At 63.6% G+C, this 21619-nt stretch carries 22 protein-coding genes; 12 read left to right on the top strand and 10 right to left on the bottom strand.

Translation table 11 applies throughout. The features are described 5' to 3' along the window. Nucleotides 1–49: 49 nt before the first annotated feature. Entirely contained in the window at nt 50–1357 is a 1308-nt protein-coding gene (locus ACLBKU_RS13775; protein WP_410180124.1) for a reverse transcriptase domain-containing protein, read from the bottom strand. Nucleotides 1358–2288: 931 nt separating this feature from the next. On the opposite strand from ACLBKU_RS13775, the gene ACLBKU_RS13780 reads away from it, so the two are divergent. From ACLBKU_RS13780 to ACLBKU_RS13795, 4 genes are all read left to right on the top strand, one after another. After that, the gene (locus ACLBKU_RS13780; protein WP_410180125.1) at nt 2289–2414 is read left to right on the top strand and encodes a hypothetical protein; all 126 of its coding nucleotides are present in this window, start codon (nt 2289–2291) and stop codon (nt 2412–2414) included. Nucleotides 2415–2727: 313 nt separating this feature from the next. Beyond that, on the top strand, nt 2728–2916 hold the full coding sequence (locus ACLBKU_RS13785) for a hypothetical protein (protein WP_410180126.1): 189 nt from the start codon (nt 2728–2730) through the stop codon (nt 2914–2916). Further along, complete coding sequence (locus ACLBKU_RS13790) at nt 2913–3296, top strand: DUF3768 domain-containing protein (RefSeq protein WP_410180127.1); 384 nt, start codon at nt 2913–2915, stop codon at nt 3294–3296. Before ACLBKU_RS13785 ends, ACLBKU_RS13790 begins: the two co-directional genes overlap by 4 nt. Before the next feature lie 22 nt (nt 3297–3318). Continuing rightward, nucleotides 3319–3705 carry a hypothetical protein gene (locus ACLBKU_RS13795; protein WP_410180128.1) on the top strand — a complete coding sequence of 129 codons (387 nt, stop codon included), beginning with the start codon at nt 3319–3321 and terminating at the stop codon, nt 3703–3705. A 47-nt stretch (nt 3706–3752) separates the two neighbouring features. On the opposite strand, the gene ACLBKU_RS13800 is transcribed toward ACLBKU_RS13795, so the two are convergent. Continuing rightward, nucleotides 3753–4583 (bottom strand): HNH endonuclease, encoded by an 831-nt coding sequence (locus tag ACLBKU_RS13800; protein WP_410180129.1) that lies wholly within the window; start codon nt 4581–4583, stop codon nt 3753–3755. A 239-nt stretch (nt 4584–4822) separates the two neighbouring features. Between ACLBKU_RS13800 and ACLBKU_RS13805 the strand changes: the two genes are divergently transcribed. Further along, a complete protein-coding gene (locus tag ACLBKU_RS13805) occupies nt 4823–5065 on the top strand; it encodes a hypothetical protein (RefSeq protein WP_410180130.1) in 243 nt (80 codons plus the stop codon). A gap of 97 nt (nt 5066–5162) precedes the next feature. Here ACLBKU_RS13805 and rtcR read toward each other — a convergent pair whose 3' ends face one another. Further along, nucleotides 5163–6758, bottom strand: coding sequence for an RNA repair transcriptional activator RtcR (gene rtcR / locus ACLBKU_RS13810; RefSeq protein ID WP_410180131.1), 1596 nt, complete (start codon nt 6756–6758; stop codon nt 5163–5165). Between the two features lie 197 nt (nt 6759–6955). Here rtcR and ACLBKU_RS13815 point away from each other — a divergent pair, with 197 nt between their 5' ends. The 3 genes from ACLBKU_RS13815 to rtcA all read left to right on the top strand — a co-directional run bounded on the left by ACLBKU_RS13815 (nt 6956) and on the right by rtcA (nt 11534). Next, nucleotides 6956–8587 carry a vWA domain-containing protein gene (locus ACLBKU_RS13815; protein ID WP_410180132.1) on the top strand — a complete coding sequence of 544 codons (1632 nt, stop codon included), beginning with the start codon at nt 6956–6958 and terminating at the stop codon, nt 8585–8587. A 661-nt stretch (nt 8588–9248) separates the two neighbouring features. Beyond that, entirely contained in the window at nt 9249–10475 is a 1227-nt protein-coding gene (locus ACLBKU_RS13820; RefSeq protein ID WP_410180133.1) for an RtcB family protein, read from the top strand. 42 nt (nt 10476–10517) lie between these two features. Next, complete coding sequence (gene rtcA, locus ACLBKU_RS13825) at nt 10518–11534, top strand: RNA 3'-terminal phosphate cyclase (protein ID WP_410180134.1); 1017 nt, start codon at nt 10518–10520, stop codon at nt 11532–11534. Between the two features lie 20 nt (nt 11535–11554). Here the strand turns inward: rtcA and prfH are convergent, their stop codons facing one another. Genes prfH through ACLBKU_RS13845 form a run of 4 tightly spaced genes read right to left on the bottom strand, consistent with a single transcriptional unit; the run spans nt 11555 to nt 13952 of the window. After that, on the bottom strand, nt 11555–12175 hold the full coding sequence (gene prfH / locus ACLBKU_RS13830) for a peptide chain release factor H (RefSeq protein WP_410180135.1): 621 nt from the start codon (nt 12173–12175) through the stop codon (nt 11555–11557). Further along, on the bottom strand, nt 12168–13274 hold the full coding sequence (locus ACLBKU_RS13835; protein ID WP_410180136.1) for an RNA ligase RtcB family protein: 1107 nt from the start codon (nt 13272–13274) through the stop codon (nt 12168–12170). Before ACLBKU_RS13835 ends, prfH begins: the two co-directional genes overlap by 8 nt. Beyond that, entirely contained in the window at nt 13271–13759 is a 489-nt protein-coding gene (locus ACLBKU_RS13840) for a hypothetical protein (protein WP_410180137.1), read from the bottom strand. The genes ACLBKU_RS13835 and ACLBKU_RS13840 overlap by 4 nt, the downstream gene beginning before the upstream one ends. Then, nucleotides 13752–13952, bottom strand: coding sequence for a hypothetical protein (locus ACLBKU_RS13845; RefSeq protein ID WP_410180138.1), 201 nt, complete (start codon nt 13950–13952; stop codon nt 13752–13754). Before ACLBKU_RS13845 ends, ACLBKU_RS13840 begins: the two co-directional genes overlap by 8 nt. Nucleotides 13953–14200: 248 nt before the next feature. On the opposite strand from ACLBKU_RS13845, the gene ACLBKU_RS13850 reads away from it, so the two are divergent. The 3 genes from ACLBKU_RS13850 (at nt 14201) to ACLBKU_RS13860 (ending at nt 16939) form a co-directional block, all read left to right on the top strand. Then, nucleotides 14201–14452, top strand: a complete 252-nt coding sequence (locus tag ACLBKU_RS13850) for a helix-turn-helix domain-containing protein (RefSeq protein ID WP_410180139.1) — start codon at nt 14201–14203, stop codon at nt 14450–14452. Beyond that, the gene (locus ACLBKU_RS13855) at nt 14452–15780 is read left to right on the top strand and encodes a type II toxin-antitoxin system HipA family toxin (RefSeq protein WP_410180140.1); all 1329 of its coding nucleotides are present in this window, start codon (nt 14452–14454) and stop codon (nt 15778–15780) included. The genes ACLBKU_RS13850 and ACLBKU_RS13855 overlap by 1 nt, the downstream gene beginning before the upstream one ends. A 451-nt stretch (nt 15781–16231) precedes the next feature. Beyond that, nucleotides 16232–16939, top strand: a complete 708-nt coding sequence (locus tag ACLBKU_RS13860; RefSeq protein ID WP_410180141.1) for a thermonuclease family protein — start codon at nt 16232–16234, stop codon at nt 16937–16939. A gap of 42 nt (nt 16940–16981) precedes the next feature. Here ACLBKU_RS13860 and ACLBKU_RS13865 read toward each other — a convergent pair whose 3' ends face one another. The 3 genes from ACLBKU_RS13865 to ACLBKU_RS13875 are packed head-to-tail and all read right to left on the bottom strand — an operon-like array spanning nt 16982 to nt 18522. Continuing rightward, nucleotides 16982–17923: a HEPN domain-containing protein gene (locus ACLBKU_RS13865; protein ID WP_410180142.1), complete on the bottom strand. Its 942-nt coding sequence runs from the start codon at nt 17921–17923 to the stop codon at nt 16982–16984. Between the two features lie 46 nt (nt 17924–17969). After that, the gene (locus tag ACLBKU_RS13870; RefSeq protein ID WP_410180143.1) at nt 17970–18191 is read right to left on the bottom strand and encodes a conjugal transfer protein TraD; all 222 of its coding nucleotides are present in this window, start codon (nt 18189–18191) and stop codon (nt 17970–17972) included. Nucleotides 18192–18213: 22 nt separating this feature from the next. Then, nucleotides 18214–18522, bottom strand: coding sequence for a conjugal transfer protein TraD (locus ACLBKU_RS13875; protein ID WP_410180144.1), 309 nt, complete (start codon nt 18520–18522; stop codon nt 18214–18216). A 168-nt stretch (nt 18523–18690) separates the two neighbouring features. Between ACLBKU_RS13875 and traA the strand changes: the two genes are divergently transcribed. Further along, the gene (gene traA / locus ACLBKU_RS13880) at nt 18691–21618 is read left to right on the top strand and encodes a Ti-type conjugative transfer relaxase TraA (protein ID WP_410180145.1); all 2928 of its coding nucleotides are present in this window, start codon (nt 18691–18693) and stop codon (nt 21616–21618) included. Nucleotide 21619 lies beyond the last annotated feature (1 nt).

Genomic DNA, 21619 nt, shown 5'->3' on the forward strand with positions numbered 1-21619 from the left:
CGAGCTGGCATAGCTGCAACCTAGCGACGCTGCGATTAGCTATATATGCTCAGCATGCTTGAGTGGGGTAGACAAACGGATCCCTGTCGAGAGTTGCCAGCTCAGTCATTCCGAAAAGTCCTGTTCGTCGTTCGATTGGCAGTGACTCCCGAATCGAACGGTAACATCCAAGTAAGGCAGTGATCTGTTCGTTTAATTGCTTGTCAATGTTTGCGAACACCTGACCATCATTGCAAAACCAGTAGTGCTTGCCCCACCCGTCGATCATGCCATCCAACCGCTTCAAAGTGCCAAGTAGCGTCTGTTCGCGCTTGAGTGTCTGACCATTCTTCAATGTGATCATTGCCTGCTGTGTATCCCTAACCAAGGATGCGACCGACGCAGTAAATTTATCTCTCGCTTTCTGGCTTGGCCTGATCAATCCAGGACAGACATTGATCCCGAGGAAGTCGAACCCCTGCTTGAGCTCCTGAGGGCCGCGAGAGCTCTTCTCGACTGAGAGTTCCATTCCCAGATCGTCCAAGAGTTTAACAGCTCGTTTGAACCTTGCCGCCGCCGCTTTCCTGCTTGGGGCAAGGATGATGAAGTCATCGATATAGCGAATGCACCGACAATCGCCCTCGTTCATTGCGCGGTCGAATTCAGCCAAAACAATGTTCCCAAGGAGAGGAGACAGGGAGTTGCCCTGTGCAACACCCATATCCTCAATCGGGAAATCAACGGCCTTCTCTTTAAGAAGCGCCAGATTACTCAATTCGACAGAGATCGCCTTGCGAAAAAATTTTTCGAACGCGGAATGATTCACAGCCCGAGCGACGATTGTTGCTACGTGATCCTTTGAGATCCTCGTAAAAAACGCTCGTATATCGGCAGTGATCACGAAAGTAGCCCCGCTACTGATCTCGTTAAGTACCGCCTTGATTGCTGCTGGTACTGCAGACACACTCTCTTTGCGGCTTTGATCGCCATGTCGGCGCACGCTGCGAACTCCACCAAAACTGTAAGGTGTCAGAAAGTACGGCTGAAGGTCTTCGATTTCGACGAGAACATTCAGCACTGCGCGTTGCACTATCCTGCTTTCGACGGATGCAAGGACAAGCGGCCGAAATTTGCCAGTGGTTCTCCCCTGAGCATCCAGTTTTTGGATTGGTATACCTTTGGCTTTGCCAAATTCGAACGTCCCGCGCCCTAGCGCTCGCTGAAGCTTTCTCAGGTTGCTCGGAGCGTCCTCACCAAACGTCTCAAGATCGAGCCGCACCTCGTCGGATTTTGATGTGCGCCCATTCTGCTGGATAACACGCCATGCGCGCTCCAGGTTGCTGATCTTGCGTACCGCCTTAAGTGGATCATGACGCAAGTCTAGAGGGTCCTGTCAGTGAGCCTCACCCGTCCGACCGGGAGTGCCGTACTCCGCAGCGGTTCCTTTCGGCCCGTGCCGCACAATCGAGGTTACGGCCTTCGCCGTCGCCTCGCCGTAGCAGGTGCGCTTGGTCCCGACGGTCACCCCGCCTGCCAGGCTACCGGCTAGAGCCAGCCCGATCATGAGGCGCGCGCGCCTCCGACCGGCTCGTGCCGACTTGGCACGTTTTTGCATGTCTGACGCATCTTCACCTCCGCAACGAAAGCCTAGCCTTTTTGGAGCGTTAGGCAACCGCGAAGGCGAATTCGCGCCCCCACCCCGCTCGGCCTTCAGAATAATGCCACTAGCTGCCTGACAGGTACCCGAAACGGTAAAGGTTACAGCTGAGCTAAGTTCATCGGACGAGTGGGTGCCGTACTCCGCAGCGGTTCCTTTCGGCCCGTGCCGCACAATCGAGGTTACGGCCTTCGCCGTCGCCTCGCCGTAGCAGGTGCGCTTGGTCCCGACGGTCACCCCGCCTGCCAGGCTACCGGCTAGAGCCAGCGAGAACGATTTAGGAACAACGGGAATGTGAAGTCAATCGCTGTGATGTGACGGTCTGTTGAAATGCAGCCGTTTGCAGCGCTCGCCTCGTCGTGGCGCTTAGTCTTGCTCGGGATCATCATTAGATTTGGAATTGCCCTGTTATTCTGCAGAAGCAGTCCGCTCAGCATGGCCGGTCATCCTTGTCTGATCTGGCGTTGCCTTTCGGCCCGCGCTCTAGGCGTCGCCGCGCCCCGAGCCCGATACTGCCTTCCCGGTCTCGGCCGTCCGGTCACGATCGCTAACGCGTGTGTTGGGCGATGTAGCTCCCCGGCGCAACGCACGATTCCACCCTCCATTAACGTTGCGCCTCACGATACTCGCGAGGGGCGGGTTTCCGGCCGTCATGCGACGTGATGCCGCATTGGGTCAGGGTCACGATCGCGAGTGGATGCAGGCGGAGCGGGAGTTTCTGGAGGACGCGCTCGGTCCCGCGCTGCGCGCTCCTGCGGGCGCGGTGTTCCTGAGCTGACCCGCAGGCGCTCTTGCCTCTCTCATTGCCGGACGCCCGCTGGCCCACTTGGCCCGCGCGCAGGGCGTCCGGCGGCTTCGCGCCGTGCAAGGGCGCCGTCCTTCTGCGGATCGCTGCGGCGATCCTTGAGGGGAACGCCAAGGGCTTTGCCCTCTCGTTCCCAAACCCCAATCATCACCCCCGTGTGGCGGGCTTCGCCCGCTGGCCCGCGCCAGCGCATCGATTGGCGTTTTCCCTCCCCCTCCCATCCTCGCCGGAAGGCAGAGCCGCATGCCGCGTGACGGATGCGGCTTTGCCGGATGGAGTTTGGACCATGGGTGACCTGATCTTGAATTACCGCGCGTGCGGGGCCGAGTGCCGGGAGGACTGGCTGCGCATGCTCGCGCATGACAATGGCTTGCCGCTGGTGGCGGTGCAGCAGCTGGCGAACGAGCTGGGCGAGCGTGAGGATTTTGGCGAGCTGGTGCGCCGTTGCGAGTGCGGCGGGAGCATCGTGTTATGAGCGGCGCGGTGTTGTCCCGCGCCGAGCGGATTGCGCGGCTCAATGATCTGGCGCGCCGCGCCATGGGCATTGCCAGTGTGGTGGTGGCAACCGAGGGTATTCGGGCCTTGCCCGAGGCCGATCAGTCGCGGCTGCGCGAGTTGGTCGAGACCTTCGATGCCTTCACGCCCGACAATGATCCCTATGGCGAGCGGGATTTCGGGGCGATCTATCAGGGAGTGGACGGTGTCTGGTCGACCTCGCGGCCCGCTGATGTTGCGGTCACCGTGTTCTGGAAGATCGATGCCTATGACCGCGCGTTGCGCTTCGGCAGCGAGGACCCCGCTGATCCCGCTGTGAACCGGCGGGTACTGACCATCATGTTGGCGAGCGAGTATTGATATGGCTCCCCGCTCCCAAACGGTGGAACCATCGCGCCTGGCTTTCGGTGCGTGGTGCCACGCCAGCGAGAAGCAGATTGGCGAGGGCGATATTCGGGCCAGCTACAGCGCCGACCGCATCGGCATGGGTCAGCCCATCCGCAAACCATTTCGATACGCCGGGGAGCTTTGGGTCTGTGTTGGCACTGGTCCTTCGGGAGCCGAGGCCTACCGGCTTGTGCACCCTTCGCTCTATCGCGGCACGGCACGCAGCTATCATGATCGGTGCCGCGATGGCGATCGCGCGCGCGGTGATCAGGCGGGGTTCTATGACGGCATCATTGTGCGCCATGCCGGGCGGGAGTTCGTGATGGCCGGTCCGCCTGTCCTGTTCGTCGCAGGCGAGGAGGCGCAGCTGTCCCTGTTCTGATGTGGTCGAGGGATGGGGGGAGCTGGCCAAGCGCGCCGCCTGACACGTCAGGCGGCGCGGTGATCCACAAAGCAGTGTTCATTGTGCCAGTCGAGAAAGGCCGGCTCCGGGTCGAACCGCGCCGCCGGGCGCAGCGTGGCCTTCTCGAATTGCTGGAAATAGTCGCGGGTCTCGCGGCTGCGGCTGTCGCGCAGCTGGCGCGAGACATGAATGCGGCGGGCGCGGTCGACCGTGATCAGCCCGCGATCGAAGGCGCGGTCGAGCGTCGCTGACAGGAGCAGGCCGTTAGCCGGATTGTGGCGGTTCTGGCTGTCCTTGCCCCACGGCTTGATATGGCTGGCGGTCAGCAGGCGCGGGTCAGCAATGCCGGTGATGCAGCAGGCCTCTTCGTAATTGGCCAGCACCGCGCGGCGGAAGAAGTCCTGGCCGACCCGCTGGTTCACCATTGCCTGCGTAGTGGATTCGCCTTCCCAAGGCTCGAATTTGAACTCGCTGCGCTTGTCGTGGAGGCGTTGGCTGGTGGGCGGCGTTGATTGTGCCGACGCAATCTGGCGGTCGACCTGGCTGGACCACAGCGCTTCGGCCCGAGCCACCAGACCCGACCAGTCCTGCCCGAACTCGGTATAGGTCGCGCGGTCGAGCTTCGATGCACCGTCGAGTCCCTTGCGCCCGCTCTCGGTGATCTTAGGATCGAGACTCGCGAAGTTGGCCAGCTTCATCGCGACCGACCCACTGGACCGACCTATGGAAGCGGCCAGAGCCTGGATCTCCGGATTGCCCGAGTGCAGCTTCCCGAACGGCAGCTGGAAATAGAGGTAGAGCGCGAGCACCGTCTCTTCCTCGCTCCAGCGTTTCCGCGCGGGGCCTTCGATCGCCATGACAAGGGTTTAGGGGCAGAGCGCAGCGCGGTGCAAGCGGGGGATGGCGGGGTTGGCCTGGGTGTCCTGCGGTTTGGCGGCTTCGTTCTGAGCACCCGCATTGGCCGCGCACGGTCGAGGGTCAATGTCCGGCCCGCGCCGGTTCCGTCCCGTCACCCGTGTTGGACATGACCCCGCGCCCTTTGCCGGGCGGCCTTCCTGTCTGGTGCAACGAGCCACCAACACGAAAGGAACATTCCATGGCCCGCACATCCCAAGCACCCGCACCCGCCACCGCGCCCGAGCCCAAGGCGCCGGATTTCATCGCCTGGCATGTCAGCAATCGCGGCGACAAAGCCTTCTGGACCAAGGTCGGAGCCGCCTGGTTCCACCGCGACCACAAGGGTCTGTCGCTCCAGCTCGAAGTTGTCCCGATCAATGGCCGGATCGTTCTGCGGACGCCGCTCGATGACGAGGCCAAGGACTTGCAGCCGGGCGCCTAGTGCCCGGCCTTGCAGGGAGGCAGCGGCTAAACAACCGCTGCCTTCCCTTAGTGTGATGCCCCACACCGCACGGTACTATGTTGGTGCCGTCGAGCGCTCAGCGATGCGCTGCTGCGATCCCCGCCCAGTCGAGGCCCCACTTGGCGAGGTACTTTCGTAGCCGGTCAGCATCATTGATCGAACTGCGCTGGCGGCGTGAGGCGGAGAACAGGCGACGACCGGCTTCCGAGAGGCTCAGGCATTGTCGGCACACCGTCACCACATATTCGAGCTGCACACGGTCGAAAGGGTCGATGTCGGCGAGCCGCTCCGCCCCCAGCAGCGCCTCAAGCCCCGGATTGTCCGACACCTTGCCCGACCAGAGCCGCGCAAGGCGTCCCGTTTCGAGCGCAACCGCATCAACATCAATTCTGCCGCCGTGGCTGAGCGTCGCCAGGCGGGTAACACTTGCTGCGAGATCACGAAAATTGCCCGACCATTGCGCGTCGGCACTGGTGGCAAAGGCGAGATAGCGTGCGCGCGCCTCCTTGTTGAAGGTGACGCGTGTGCCTTCCCGCTCGGCGAAACGGTCCAGCTCGAAGTCGAGGTTGGGCTCGATATCCTCGCGGCGCTCGGCAAGGCCCGGGAGGGTGAAGGTCCAAAGGTTCAGGCGGGCAAAGAGATCGTCACGGAAGGCTCCGGCGGCGACTGCACTCACCAGATCGCGGTTGGTCCCCGCGATCAGCTGGAACTCGCTCTTCGCCTCGCTGTCCGCGCCGACGGGAAGAAACCGCCCGTCCTCGATCGCGCGCAGGATCATCGCCTGTTCGTCGAGGCCGAGTTCACCGATCTCGTCAAGGAACAACACGCCCTTGTGAGAACTCTTGAGCAGGCCCGGGCGATCCTGAACCGCGCCGGTGAAGGCGCCTTTCCTGTGTCCGAACAGCGCCGACATCGCGCTGTCGCCCTTCAATGTCGCGCAATTGACCTCGACGAAGGGCCCGCTCACCTGATGGCGGAGCTTCTTGAGCTCATAGACCTTGCGCGCCAGCTGGCTCTTGCCCGCGCCGGTGGGCCCCATCAGCAGGATCGGCGCGCGGCTGCGCACCGCGACCTGCTCGATCTCATCGATCATGCGGTTGAAGGCCGCATTGCGCGTGTCGATGCCGCTCTTGAGGAAACTGGCGCTCTCCTCGCTCGCTTCGGCAAAGCGGGTGGCGATGGAATCGTAGCGCGACAGATCGAGGTCAATCGCGTTCCAGGTGCCGACCGGCTGCGGCAGCCCGCGCGCGGGCTGGGTCTGGAGCAGGCGGCCGGGCAGGTATCGCGCCTCGGTCAAGAGGAACAGGCAGATCTGCGCGACGTGGGTGCCGGTGGTGATGTGGACGAGGTAGTCCTGCGTTTCGGGGTCGAAGGGAAAGCCACGCGCGAAGTCGAGGAGCTTGCCGTACACCTCTTCGAAGTCCCAGGCGTCGGCGAAGTCCATGACATGCGGCACCACCTCGGTTTCGGGCGAGACAGAGCGAATATCCTCGGCAACGAACTCGGCGAGACGGCTATGGTAGCTGCCGTGGATCAGCACGAAGCGATCGACCCTGAGATCCTCCTGCATGCAGATGCTGACCGTAGGCCGCCACTTGTTCCAGCGAGAAGGCCCGAACTTGGCGGCATCGAGTGTGGAGCCGAGAAAGCCGATCACGGTGGTGGGTTTCATCACAAGCAGCGATAAATGTTTATCGTAGGCGATACAAGTTTATCCATCTGGCTTGGAGGCGACAGATTGCCGCAGCTCTCGGATGTAGAATTTAGTCTCATGATATCAGATGTTTGAATATTGAATGCCCAGCCACGCGCAGGTTTGGCACGCGCCATGCTGTAGGAAAAGCGCCGGGCGGTCGAACACCCGGTGCGATGCAGGACAAGGGGCGGCCGGAATGGGCCGGCCGCCCAAAGCCCGGCAGAACGAATTTACGATGGAGTTGGACAATGGCCAACAAGACGCTCTTTTCCTCGGCGCTCGCGCGCTTCCTGCCCCGGGCCGACACGGTCAACGAGGCGGGCGGCAAGGCCTATGCCTATGGCCCCGAAGCCCTGCTTGCGCAGCTGGCCGCGACCGGCACGCTTTCGGACGGGTTCTATGCCCATGCCGAAGGGCAGCTCGCCAAGGCGCTCGAAGCGGCGCGCGCGGTCGATCCCCTGTGGGTCGCCAAGTGCGCGGTCTACGCCCGGAGGTCGGGTGCAATGAAGGACATGCCGGCGCTGCTTGCCGCGCTGCTTTCGGTCGTGGACCCGGACCTGATGGTTCCCGTGTTCCGCCGCGTGATCGATAACGGGCGGATGCTACGCACCTTCGTGCAGATCATGCGTTCGGGCCAGGTGGGGCGGACTTCGCTCGGCTCGCGGCCCAAGCGTCTGGTGCGCGAATGGCTGGAGAATGCCTCGACCCGTCAGCTGATGCAGGCGGCGACCGGCAATGACCCGAGCCTCTCCGACATCGTCAAGATGGTCCACCCGGCCCCGGCCTCGGCCGAGCGGCGCGCGTTCTATGGCTGGCTGATCGGCAAGCCCTATGACGTCGCCGCTCTGCCGGCGGAGATCGCGGCGTTCGAGGCATGGAAGGCGGACCGTTCGCGGCCCCTGCCCGATGTGCCCTTCGAATGGCTGACCGCTTTCGACCTCACCGCCAAGCAATGGGCGGTGATGGCCGAACGGATGGGCTGGCAGGCGCTGCGGATGAACGTCAACACGCTGGCCCGCAAGGGTGCGTTCCAGATCGACGGCGTGACCGAAGCGGTCGCGGCGCGGTTGTCGGACGAGACGGCGATGGCGAAGGTTCGTCCCGCGCCGTACCAGCTGATGACCGCGCTCGGCCAGGTCGGTGAGGGTGTTCCGCTGGCGGTGCAGGCGGCGCTGGAAACGGCGCTCGAAGCCTCGCTGGCGCGGGTGCCGAAGCTGGAAGGACATGTCGTGGTCTGTCCGGACGTGTCGGGCTCGATGAGCTCGCCCGCGACCGGGTACCGGAAGGGTGCGACCTCGGTCGTCCGCTGCATCGACATCGCCGCGCTGGTGGCGGCCGCGATGCTGCGGAGCAATCCGCAGACCCGCGTTCTGCCGTTCGAGAACCGCGTCGTCGACGTGAAGCTTGATCCCAAGGCGCGCGTCGCGGTCAACGCGACGAAGCTGGCGGCGGTTGGCGGTGGGGGAACGTCGGTTTCGGCGCCCCTCGAGCTGCTCAACCGCGAGCAGGCCAAGGTCGATGTGGTGGTGATCGTGTCGGACAACGAATCCTGGCTCGATCCCTCCCGGCGCGGGGCGACGGCGACGATGAACGAGTGGACCCGGCTGAAGGCCCGCAACCCGGGCGCGAAGCTGATCTGCATCGACATCCAGCCCTATGGCTCGACGCAGGCCAAGGACCGGAAGGACATCATGAATGTCGGTGGGTTCACCGACGCGGTGTTCGACACGATGGCGCGCTTTGCCAATGGCGAGGCTCGCGATTGGGTCGAGATCGTCAACGAAGTGGAGATTGGAATGAACTGAACCGTGCGGCTCGCGGCGAATGCCGGGAAGGACTACATCCTGCCACGATGGTGGCTCTCAACCGAGGGCGCCCGTCTTTCCCGATCCTCGTCGCCGCGGCCGCACTCACATTTGGCAAGGGTCGGGGCAAATTCCGGTGGGACTACACCTCCACACCATAGGCCCGACGAGTAAAGCGCCGCGCGGGAGCAATCTTGCGGGGAGATGCGGGTTCGAACCCCGCCGCCGGAACGTAGCTTAAGGGCCGTCGTCTCACCACAACTCGTTGCCCCGACCCTTCCGCGCTCAAGCAGTGAAGCGATAGCGCAAACAAGAATCCAAGCTCACGGCGAATGCCGGAAGGACTACATCGACTGTTAATCGCCTGGTCGCGGGTTCGAATCCCGCCAGGTCCACCAAATGCGGACCTGTAGCTCAGTGGATAGAGCGGGAACGTCTTTCCAAACCCTCGTCGCCGTGAGCCGAGAACTTCAACCAAAATCGCTGGCGGATGCCGGCGGGACTACATGGGTAGAGCGTCTGCGAAAGCAGGAGGTCGGCGGTTCGAAGCCGCCCCCGGGCAACCGGAGTAGCTCAGCAAAACTGTCTCGCCACACCTCGCCGCCAGCACCTTGTGCCTGCGCCGCAAGGCGGTAGCACGAACAGACTACAGGAGGTCGCCATGACCCAGACGACGTACGAATTTCATCAGCCGGAAGGCGGCGCGCCGATCAAGATGTGGACGCGCGGCGTGCCGGTCGAAGACGATGCCCGCGCGCAGCTCGCCCGGGCGGCGCAGATGCCGTTCATCTTCAAGCATGTCGCCGCCATGCCCGACGTTCACGTGGGGATCGGCGCGACCGTGGGCTCGGTGATCCCGACCAAGGGCGCGGTGATCCCGGCGGCTGTCGGCGTGGACATCGGCTGCGGCATGATGGCGGCGCGCACCTCGCTCGTCGCCAGCGACCTGCCCGACAACCTTGCGAAGATCCGCTCGGCGATCGAGGCGGCGGTGCCGCACGGGCGCACGGCGGGTCGCGGGCAGCGCGACAAGGGTGCGTGGGGCGAACCTCCGCGCGTGGTGGTCGACGCCTGGGCCAAGCTTGCCGAGCGCTTCGGCCTGATCGTCGCCAAGCACCCGCGGCTGCGCAACACCAACAACGTCATGCACCTCGGCACGCTGGGGACGGGGAACCACTTCATCGAACTGTGCCTCGACGAGGAGCAGCGCGTGTGGGTGATGCTCCATTCAGGATCGCGGGGCGTAGGGAACGCCATCGGCACGTTCTTCATCGAGCTGGCCAAGCAGGATATGCGCAAGTGGCACATCAACCTGCCCGACCAGGACCTCGCCTACTTCCCGGAAGGGACCGACCATTTCGACGACTATGTCGAAGCGGTCGAGTGGGCGCAGGACTTCGCCAAGCTCAACCGGCACGTCATGATGGCGCACGTTATCGACGCGCTGCGGTCGCAGATCGCCAAGCCCTTCGATGCGGAGTGCGAGGCGGTGAACTGCCACCACAACTACGTGACGCGCGAGCATCACTTCGGCGAGAACGTGCTCGTCACCCGCAAGGGGGCGGTGCGCGCGGCGAAGGGAACGCTCGGGATCATCCCGGGTTCGATGGGAGCGAAAAGCTTCATCGTACGCGGGCTGGGCAACCCGGAGAGCTTTGACAGCTGCTCGCACGGGGCAGGCCGCGTGATGAGCCGCACCGCGGCCAAGAAGCTCGTGACCCTCGACGAACACCTTGCCGATACGGCAGGGGTCGAATGCCGCAAGGACGAGGGCGTGATCGATGAAACGCCCAAGGCCTACAAGCCGATTGAAGCCGTTATGGCCGCGCAGGCCGATCTGGTGGAGATCGTCCACACGCTGAAGCAGGTGGTGTGCGTGAAGGGGTAACGCCTTCGCGGGCATCACCTGCCCATTCTCAGAAGAAGACACATGATCACCATCGACGGATCGGAAGGCGAAGGCGGGGGGCAGGTGCTGCGCTATGCGGCGGCGCTGGCGCTGCTGACGGGGGAGCCTTTTACCATCGCCAACGTTCGCGGTGGACGCGCGAAGCCCGGGCTGATGCGCCAGCACGTCACCGCCCTGGAGGCGGCGGCTGCCGTTGGCTCGGCGGAGTGTTCGGGGCTGACGGTCGGCTCACGCGAGCTGACCTTCCGGCCCGGCAGCGTTGTGCCGGGCGAATATCACTTCGCCATCGGCACGGCGGGATCGACCGCTCTGGTGGTGCAGACCGTGCTGGTGCCGCTGATGCTGGCGGACGCGCCCTCGCGCCTCGTGATCGAGGGCGGGACGCATGCGGCTTCGGCCCCGCCCTTCGAATTCCTCAGCCAGACGCTCCTGCCGGTGCTGGAGCGGATGGGCCCGCGCCTGTCGGTAACGCTTGATCGCCACGGCTTCTACCCGCGCGGCGGGGGGCGGATCATGCTCGACATCACGCCCGCGCCTCTCACGGCTATTGCCTGCATGGAACGCGGGACGTTCAAGGCCGGCAAGGTCGAGGCGCTGGTTGCGGGGATCCCGTTCGACATCGCCGACCGGGAACTCAAGGCGGCGCGAAAAGTGCTTGCCGATTGGCCTGACGATGCCTTCGCTCCGGTCCAGCTTTCCGCCGAGCTCGGCCCCGGCAACGCCTTGCTGATCACCGCCGAATGCGAGCATGTGACCGAGGTCATGTCTGCCTTTGGCCAGATCGGCATTCCGGCCGAACGCCTTGCCAAGACGGCGGCGAAGCGGATGGCGGGATACCTCGGCTCGGGCGCCTTTGCAGGGCCGTATTTGCAGGATCAGCTGTTGCTGCCTTTCGCGATGGCCGGACAAGGTGCGTTCACCACGGTCAAACCGAGCGAACACTCCCGCACGGCCGCAGCGCTGATCGCCCGGTTCACCGGACGTCAGTTCAGCTTCGGCGAGGATGCCGAGGGGCGGTGGCTGGCAAGCCTCGGCTAGGCCAGCCACCGCCCCCGGCCTCAAGCTTTCAGCTTGAAGCCCGGCCCCGCATAGACCCGCACAGCGTTGCCGCGTTCGAGCTCCTGGTGGGCCTGCCATTGCGAGCGGCGCACATGGCCGAGCGCCTGCCCGTGCCGTTCTTCCAGCATGATCGCAAGCTTCAGGCGTGCCAGCTTGCGATTGGCGTGCTGCGATCGCTGCTCCTGTGCCGTAGCTACAAGACCGGTCGGCAAGTGCGTTGCCCGCACTGCGCTATCGGTCTTGTTGACATGCTGCCCGCCCGGCCCGCTTGCGCGCATGACCTGATAGGCAATGTCGTGCTCGCCCAGATAGGGAATGGCATCGGGCACGGGGGCCAGGGCCACGCCGACAAACCAGTTGCGGCGTTTGTGCGCGGGACGCTGCGGGCTGGTGCCGATCCACTGGTTCGTGCCGACCCGTGCTGCGGCGAAGCCGAGCGCGCCCTCGCCCGCGATCCGCAGCAGGACGGAGGCGGGCAAGTCCTCCGTCCCGTCGAGCAACTCGCTTGTCAGCCCGACATCGCGTGCCTCACCAGCGAAAGCGCGCGTCAGCTGCGCCACCACCCAGCGACATTCCTGCGGGCCTTTGCCTGCCGTGATGTGCAGGATCACCTCAGTCATGGCGCCCTCTCGTCTTGTAGCTCAGCAATGGGCGGAGCTGCGCGATCACGCGGATCAGGCCCGCCTGCTCCAGATCGGCGATCACCATGCCGATGTCCTTATAGGCATCGGGCGCTTCCTCGAAGATCAGGCGGCGGTCTTCGCAGATCACATGACTGCCGAGGCCGGTACGCTGCAAGTCAGCCACTTTGAATCGTCGCGAGAGCCGGGCGTGGGCGTCCTTGCGGCTCCACTTGCGGCCCGCGCCATGCGCGAGCGAATGGAGCGCATGATCGGCCCGATCGGCCAGCGGCTCGACCAAGTAGCTGAAATCCCCCCGCGAACCGGGGATTGTCACCAGCCCGCGATCGGCGGGCGCTGCGCCCTTGCGGTGCAGCCACCCGCCCTGATGCGGGATCACGCTGTTGTGGCAGATGTCCAGCACACGCCTGCCCGATATCCCGAGACAGCCGCAGAAACGGTGTGCGATGATCTGGCGGTTGACGACCGCCCATTGCACCGCCGCATCGTGATCCGCCAGATAGGCGCTGGCTTCAGGGGTATCAGCCATGATCCCTCGGCTGATATCCGCCCGGGCGTGCGCCTGCTGGACCGCCTGACCCAGCCCGCGCGAGCCGCTGTGGACCATCATCCAGACCCGGTCGCGCCGCAGCCCCAGTGCATCGAAGCGAGCATCCGCGACCACCCGTTCGATCCGCAGGAACTCCACAAAGTGGTTCCCGCCGCCAATCGTGCCGAGCGCCGGACTGACGAGAGCAGGCGGCACCCCGGCCTCTTCCAGAGCGGCGCGAGCATCGCCTGGCCATGGATCATCCAGCCCGTGCAATTTGCGTTCGGCGAACGCGAGCCTGAACTTGCGCACCGGGCAATCGGTTTCCCACAAGGCCATCCCGCAGCCGATGTCGCTGCCCACCAGATGCGGCCAGATGCGATCCGGCGCCCAGAAGGCTGCGCCGACCGCGATGCCATTGCCCGCGTGCAGATCCGGCAGCCCCACGACGCGGGCCATGCCGTCATAGGCAGCGGTTCTCTCAAGCTGGTCGAGAGCAAGGGGGTCAAACCGCCGATGATCGGTCGCGATCAAAGTGATCGGGTTCATGCCGTCACCCCCTTCCCGTCAGACTGGCCTGTGGCCAGTAGCGCTTCGAGCACGGCGATATCCTTGAGGATGCCGTCTCGCGGATCGACGAACAGCTCCCGGCGCCGGAACCAGCGTCCCTTGCGTCCGAGGACTTCGCCTTCGAACATCCATTCGCCATTTCGTCCGACCGAGATGCGCGTGAGAACAAAATCCTCGATGTGCTGGCGCACGTGCATCTTGACCGTGCTGCCGGTGTCGAGGCTGGCGCAGATCTCGCTGAACACTACGTCCCAATGGCGCCCACGTTGACGCCTGAGATAGCGGACCAGCGGAGCAAGGTTCTCGTTCAGTCCCTTGGTATAGGGCGCGCCGATCTTGGCGTGGCGCTTCATGCCGATTTGGCGGGTATCCGGGTGAAGAGTCCTTTTCAGCTTGGGAGACGCGGCATGGCTCGCGCCCCAGCGGGGACGCTCGACGATGACCTTGAACATGTCGTCACGCATGGCGAGTCTCCCCCGAAAGAGAGATGGCCGCAACGGCGACGAAAATTGGAATTTCGAAGAAATCCGCGGCTTCAATGCCGCCGGAAGCGAAGCAATCAGGCGAGACGCGTCGCCCGTGAAAGAATTGCCCATGCAATCTGTTCCTGAACACAGGGGAATAGGATTTGACGGTGGTGACGGGCGAAAGCTGCACGCATGGTCTTCTCCTTTCCTCGTTCAGAACAGGCCACGATTGGCTTCGACGCGCCGTTACTCCAGGACGGCACCTGAGACAAGTACTCCTGGCTTGCCCACTTTCATGCGAAAGCAGATGCAGCCAGTTGCTATAGGCATAGGGCTGCAAGTTGCCTTATGCCCGAAATCACATATTATCTGTTTATGCCATAAATAGCATATTGCTTTTTTATGTGATTCCTCGCATAAAAAGTCGAGGAGGCGCTCATGTCGCAAATCGCACGCTCGGCTCGCCAGCTTGGCAACCTCATTCAGCGAACCCGCAAGCAGCGGGGCCTGACACAGACCGAGCTCGCCCACCTGGCGGGCATGCGACAGGAAATGGTCTCAAAGATCGAGACCGGCTATGAGGGCACCAAGCTCTCATCGGTCTTCGCGCTCTTTGCCGCTCTTGACCTCGAGCTTCTGGTGGACACCCGGTCTGGACGCGCAACGCAGAACATCGAGGACATCTTCTGATGCCGCGCCGCAAGACCCACGCGCCACTCAATGTCCTGATCAACAATCGCCTCGTCGGGCGTCTGGAGAAGCAAGCGAACGGAGCTGTCAGCTTCACCTATGACCAGAGCTGGCTCGACTGGGCACCTGCCTTCGCGATCTCGCTGTCTCTCCCCTTGCGCGAGGCCGCCTATAGCGGGGCAGCGGTAGTCGCTGTCTTCGACAACCTTCTTCCCGACAATCCCAATGTCCGCACCCGTGTGGCAGAGCGTGTCGGCGCACAGGGAACCGACTACTTCAGCCTGCTGCAGGCCATCGGACGCGATTGCGTCGGAGCGATGCAATTTCTGCCCGAAGGCCTGCCTTTTGATGACGGGAAGACACTGCGCAGCGAGCCAGTCAACGAGGCCGAAATCGAGGCGATCCTTGCAGGCCTTGCTGCAGCCCCGCTCGGCATGACCCGCGAGGAGGAGTTCCGCATTTCCATCGCAGGCGCGCAGGAGAAGACCGCGCTGCTCTACCATGATGGACAATGGTTGCGCCCACTTGGATCAACCCCGACAACGCACATCCTCAAGCCGCAGCTCGGCGAAATCCCGACCGCTTTCGGGCCGATCGATATGGCCGCGAGCGTCGACAACGAACATTACTGCCTCGCGCTTCTGAGGGAATTCGGCCTTGCTGTCGCCCAGACGCAGATCATGACCTTCGGCGAACGGCGCGTGCTCGTGGTCGAGCGCTTCGATCGCCGGTGGCGCGGCGGCGATACTCTTCTGCGTTTGCCGCAGGAAGATTGCTGCCAGGCCATGAGCATTCCCTCAGCACAGAAGTACCAGAGCAATGGCGGACCTGGCATGGCCAACATCCTCCAGCTTCTGCAACGCTCGGATGAGCCGCAGAAGGACCAGATGGATTTCTTCAAGAGCCAGATCCTGTTCTGGCTGATCGGCGCAACCGACGGCCACGGCAAGAACTTCAGCATCTTCCTGAAGCCCGGTGGCCGTTACAGCCTCACACCCTTCTATGACGTGCTGTCCGCGCAGCCTGCCTACGACAAGGGGCAGATCCCCAACAACAGGTACAAGCTTGCCATGTCGGCCGGGACGAACCGACATTACCGCGTGCTGGAGGTAGTGGGACGTCACTTCGTTCAGTCAGGCAAGGAGGCCGGACTTGGCCAGACCCTGATGCGCCGAGTGATCGAGGAAATATTGTCCGAGGCTGACGCCGCGCCTGACCAGGCCCTGTCGCAAATGCCGCCCGACTTCGCTGGCGAAGTTTACGCAAGCATCGCCGCCAGCATGAAGCAGCGGCTGCGGATGCTGGAGCCCGCACTGGCGGAGCGTTAGGCTGCCCGCTGCTCACCTTACTCCGGTTCCAGCAGCGCCTCGCTACTTGCACGAACCGGCCAGAAAGGCGGCTGCAACCTGCCGTTCTTCGGGAGCTCGGCGCCTAGCCTTTGTAGCCCACGCGTGAGGCCTCGCTTGCGAGATACATTACCTCGGACAAATCGGTAATTTGTCCGAGGTATTGTATCAGAGCAGCAACCAGACTTGCGCTGCGAGCGAGCGCGGATACGGGGTGACCAGCCCATGCGTCACCGTTTCCGCGATAGCGGTACATGTAAAGAAAAGCCGGTTTCCTTGGCACGTCGTGAGAACGTGCAAAGCAACGAGGCAGATCCTTGGCATATCCAAGGTTTACGAATTGGCCGAAAGGCTAAGCCTCGCTTAGCGAAATCATGAGTTTGTAAACCTGCTTGTCATAAGACCGCATGCTATCGCCAACCGGACACCAGCGATGCCGAGAGCACACCTCCGCTTCATCCTCGCCGCGTTTGCCACGCCTGGCATACCGTCTTTCGCCGCCGCGCAGGTCATCGAAGGGCCTGCCGAAGTCATCGACGGCGACTCCTTGCGCATCGCCGGAAACGAGGTCCGTCTGTTCGGTGTCGACGCACCGGAGTTCTCGCAACCGTGCTATAGCAACGGCTCGGAAGTCGCGTGCGGTGCGATGGCCAAGGATGTGCTGGCCGGCCTGATCGGCAGCGCGGTGCTGACCTGCCAGCCACGCGATACAGACACCTTCGGCCGCATCGTGGCGACCTGCCGGACATCCGGCGTCGATATCGGTGAAGCGCTTGTGGAGGCGGGCTGGGCCACGGCGTTCCGACGGTATGGAAACGACTACGTCTCTGCCGAGATGCGGGCACGCGCTGCGCGCGCTGGCATCTGGCAATGGGACTTCCAGATGCCCGAGGATTATCGGGCGAGCCAGCAGACCGACCCGCAGCCGAGAACGGCGCAAGCATCGCCACGACCAGCGGGACGCGCACGCCGTTACGAAGGCAACGGACAGTGCCTCATCAAGGGGAATCACTCGCGGCGCGGCGACTGGATCTATCACTTGCCGGGGATGCCCTATTACGACGCGACCCGCGCCGAGGCCTATTTCTGCACCGAGGCTGAGGCCCAGGCGGCAGGGTATCGCAGGGCGATCGTTCGATAGGGCAAGAACTGAGGCTGGCGAGTTCAGCCCCGCAACGCTTGATCAGCGAACCTTGTCGGGCTTCGCTTTTGCTTCCGCTTTCAGCTTTTCGATCCGCTCGGAGCAGACAACGTGAACGACGCGGCCGAGCTCTTCGACCCGCGTGCCGAGCCATTCGAGCTCCTCTTTGGTGACGCGGTAGTGCTTCGAGTAGCGGGCCTTGACGTATGCGTCCTTGAGCTTCTCGAACCGCGCGCGATCCTTCTTGGTCTCGCGGGGCCAGACATAGGTGAGGCGCGGGTCGATCCGCTCAGCCTGGGTGCGCAGGAAGCCGAGGTTGTGCACGTGCGGGGTGTAGAAGGTGCAGACGAGAAGCACGCAGTGATAAAGAGACTCTGCAGCCTGATGCAACACGAACGACGCCTGCTTTAAATCCCCTTCAAAGACCCCTGATCGATACATTTTGTAGAATGCGTTGGATTGAGGCAGCCATTCACTCCGATACTCCTGCGCCATCTTCAGCGCCTGTGTCGGCGTCTTGGGTTTGGGCGTGTGCAGCTCGGTGTCGTCGGACTGGTAGACCGCGATCCCTTCCGCTTTCACGTCCATGAAGAAATAGCGCCCGTGGGCGAGCCCGTCGTTCACTTCCTGCAGGGCGTGGACGATAAAGTTGACCGGGGTGCGCAGCGTGCCGGTGAGGCCATACTCGCGCATCAGCCGCTCATCGAGCTTGGCCCAGTACTTGACCCGGTCGGTCAGCCGTTTGTCGCTGACGATGATGAGGAGATCGAAGTCGGACTGGTACCCTTTGGCGGTGTGGGGCTCGTCGACCCAGGTGCCGCGCGCGTAGCTGCCGTAAAGGATCACCTTGAGGATGCGTCCGGCCTTCTTCCACTCGTGCTTTGCGAGCGCGAAGGCGTCGTCGAACTCCTCGAAGATCAGCTGCACCACGCGTTCCAGCTCGCGCTGCTTTTGCGGGGGCAGATGATCGAGGTCCGTGCGCATGGTCGCATGAGTGTAGCAGGCGCGGACTCGCGGTGCACCTTTGTTCTTACTCGCTTTGTTCAAAGGCGCGTTTCCCGCGCCGCCGCCACAGGGCCAACACCTGTTCGCGTTCCTCGCCCTGCAACTTGGCGGCAATGGCGAGGAACGCGCCCAGCAGCACGGGCCGGTCATCATCGGTGAGTTCGATCAGCCCGGCCTTCTGGACCAGACCGCCCAGCTCGATCAGCTGCTTGGTTCGCTCGCGGCGCTTGATCTGCCAGTCGCGCATGCCGGTGCGGGCCTTTATTGCCTCAAGCCTGTGCCGCGCCGCTGTCAGCTTTGCGAGTGCTGTCCGGCTGCTGGTCAGTTCCTTCGCCAGCGTTGCGCCTTTTGCTCTGAAAGAACGCCTCTCCCCGCTTGCGCCACGCCTCCAGCTTGGCGGGATCCTTTGTTTCAGCGATCACCAGCATTGCACCGGCCAGGGTCTCGGCATCGATGCTGTCAGCTCCCGTGCCGATCACCAGCTCGCCCAGCTGCTGGACGCGGCGTTCCTTGAGTAGCTTCGCCTTCTCGGCCAGCGCCTTCAGTTCGGCATCAATATCGCGGGGTTTTCGCATCATGGTTCTCCGTTTGGGGTGATGCGCTGATTGTAGATGGTGCGTTCGCCCAAGGCTTCAGGGTCGTCGGGACCGTCTGACACCGGGTAGTCCCGAACAGGATTTTATCATGTGAGGGCGCGCTTATACGTCGTGCCGACGTGGCTTGCGGGGCGTAGATGGATGGCCGTCATGGCGATCTACCACCTCTCCGTGAAGGTCATCAGCCGCTCGGCCGGGCGCAGCGCTGTGGCTGCTGCTGCCTATCGCTCAGCCGGTCGGCTGCACGATGAGCGGATCGATCGCACCCACGACTTCACCAACAAGGGCGGTGTGGTTCATTCCGAAGTGCTGCTGCCCGAAGACGCGCCCCAGCACCTCTCTGACCGCGAACAGCTGTGGAACGCCGTCGAGAGTGCCGAGAAGCGCAAGGACGCGCAGCTGTCGCGCGAGGTCGAGTTTGCGATCCCGCGCGAGTTGGATCAGGCGGAAGGTATCAGGCTTGCCCGTGACTTTGTTGAGCGCGAGTTTGTCGAGCGCGGCATGATCGCTGACCTCAATGTGCATTGGGACATCGGTGCGGATGGTCTGGCCAAGCCGCATGCGCATGTAATGCTGACGATGCGCGAGGTTGATGGCGACGGCTTTGGCGCGAAGGTGCGCGACTGGAACCGCACCGAACTCGTCGAGCAGTGGCGCGAGCGCTGGGCCGAGCACGTCAATGAGCGCCTCGCCGAGCTCGATATCGATGCGCGCATCGACCATCGCAGTCTTGAGGCGCAGGGCATTGGCTTGGAGCCACAGGACAAGATCGGTCCCGCCGCCTCGCGCATGGAGGGGCGAGGGCTTGAGGCCGAGCGGATCGAGGAACACCGCGCCATCGCAGAGCGCAATGGTGCACGGATCATTGCCGATCCGACCATCGCGCTTGATGCGATCACGCACCAGCAGGCGACCTTCACCAACCGGGATCTCGCCCGCTTCGTTCACCGTCATAGCGATGGCAAGGAGCAGTTCGATCAGGTGATGAGCGCTGTGCGGAACGCACCCGACCTGGTCGCGCTGGGCAAGGATGGGCGCGGCGAAGATCGGTTCACTTCCCGCCAGATGATCGACACCGAACAGCGGCTTGAGCGTGCGTCGGAGTTAATGGCTGAGCGCAGGCAGCATGCGGTCGATGAGCGTGGCCGGGACGGAGCGCTGGCGCGCGCCGCAGAGCGTGGTCTGGTCCTTTCTGGCGAGCAGCGCGCGGCCTTCGAGCATGTTACCGGTGAGCGCGGTCTCACCGTCGTGGTCGGCTATGCCGGGACCGGCAAGAGCGCGATGCTCGGCGTTGCGCGCGAGGCCTGGGAAAGCGCGGGCTACACTGTTCGCGGGGCAGCGCTGTCGGGCATTGCCGCCGAGGGGCTAGAGAACTGTTCGGGCATTGCGTCACGAACTATCGCCAGCCTGGAGCATCAATGGAGCGAAGGTCGCGAGCTGCTTACCTCCCGCGATGTGCTGTTGATCGATGAAGCCGGCATGGTCGGCACGCGCCAGATGGAGCGCGTGCTTGGCGCTGCCGCCGAAGCTGGCGCAAAGATCGTGCTGGTCGGCGATCCGCAGCAGCTGCAGGCGATCGAGGCAGGCGCTGCCTTCCGCGCCATCCATGAGCGGCATGGCGGAGTCGAGATCACCGAGGTGCGCCGCCAGCGCGAGGACTGGCAGCGCGATGCGACGCGGCATCTGGCGACCGGGCGCACGGGGCTCGCGATCATCGCTTACGAAGAGCACGGGATGGTGCACGCCGCTGAGACCCGGGAGGCCGCTCGCGAGGATCTGATTGACCGCTGGGAACGCGAGAGGCAGGCAGCGCCCGCCGATACACGCATTATCCTCACCCACACCAATGACGAGGTGCGTGCGCTCAACGAGGCCGCGCGCGAACGGCTGCGCGATGCCGGCGAGCTTGGCGAGGATGTCACGATCAGCGCCGAGCGTGGGGTACGGCGCTTCGCCAGCGGCGACCGCATCATGTTCCTTCGCAACGAGCGCCAGCTCGGCGTGAAGAACGGAACGCTCGGCACGGTCGAAGAGGTGACCGCGCAGCGCATGAGCGTGCGGGTCGATGACGGGCGCAGCCTTGCCTTCGACCTCAAGGACTACGCGCATGTCGATCACGGCTACGCCGCCACGATCCACAAGGCGCAGGGCATGACCGTCGATCGTGCGCATATGCTCGCGACCCCCGGCATGGACAGTCACGGGGCTTACGTGGCGCTTTCCCGTCACCGTGACAGCATTGCCCTGCATTATGGCCGCGACGACTTCGCCGATCAGGCTCGCCTTGTGCGCACGCTCAGCCGCGAGCGCGGCAAGGACATGGCCAGCGACTACGCGCGCGCCGATCCCGCACAGGCCTTTGCGGAGCGGCGCGGGATCACCTTCCGCGAACGCGTCGCCGAGATTATCCGCAAGGTGCCGGAGAAGGTGCGCGGCATATTTGACGGGCTGCGCTTGCCTGGCACCAGAGCCGATGTTCCGGAACCCGCGGCTCCGGAAAGAAAGGTGGTCGAAGATCCGGAGGTAGAGCTGCGCCGCGCCCGCACCAAAGCGCTCATCCGCCATGCCCGTGCGGTCGACGGCATCTTCGCCGCTCACGATGCCGGGACCAAAGCCAGTCAGGAACAGTTGCGCGAACTCCGTGATGCCCGCAAAGCCTTTGAGGAAGTGCGGCCCTACGGCCCGGCTGATGCCGAGGCCGCCTACATCAAACACCCGGAACTCGCGCGCGAAGCTGGAAGCGGTCAGCTCCGGCGCGCCGTCCAGGCACTCCAGCTTGAGACCGAGCTGCGCACCGATCCGCAGCGCCGCGCCGATCGCTTCGTGGCGCGCTGGCAGGAGCTCAAGCAGACCGGCGAACGCCAGTACCGCGAGGCCGACATGCTCGGCTACAGAGCAACGCGCTCAGCCATGGGCGACATGGCTAAAAGCCTTCAGCGCGATCCGCAGCTGGAATCGATCTTGGCCAGGCGCAAGCGCGAACTCGGAATCGGCTACGACACGGGTCGCAAGCTAGGGGCTGAGCTCGCCTTCACCCACGGGATCGACCTTGGCAGAGGAAGGGGAATCGGGATCTGAC

Source organism: Erythrobacter sp. NE805 (genome assembly GCF_046452355.1).
GTDB lineage: Bacteria > Pseudomonadota > Alphaproteobacteria > Sphingomonadales > Sphingomonadaceae > Erythrobacter.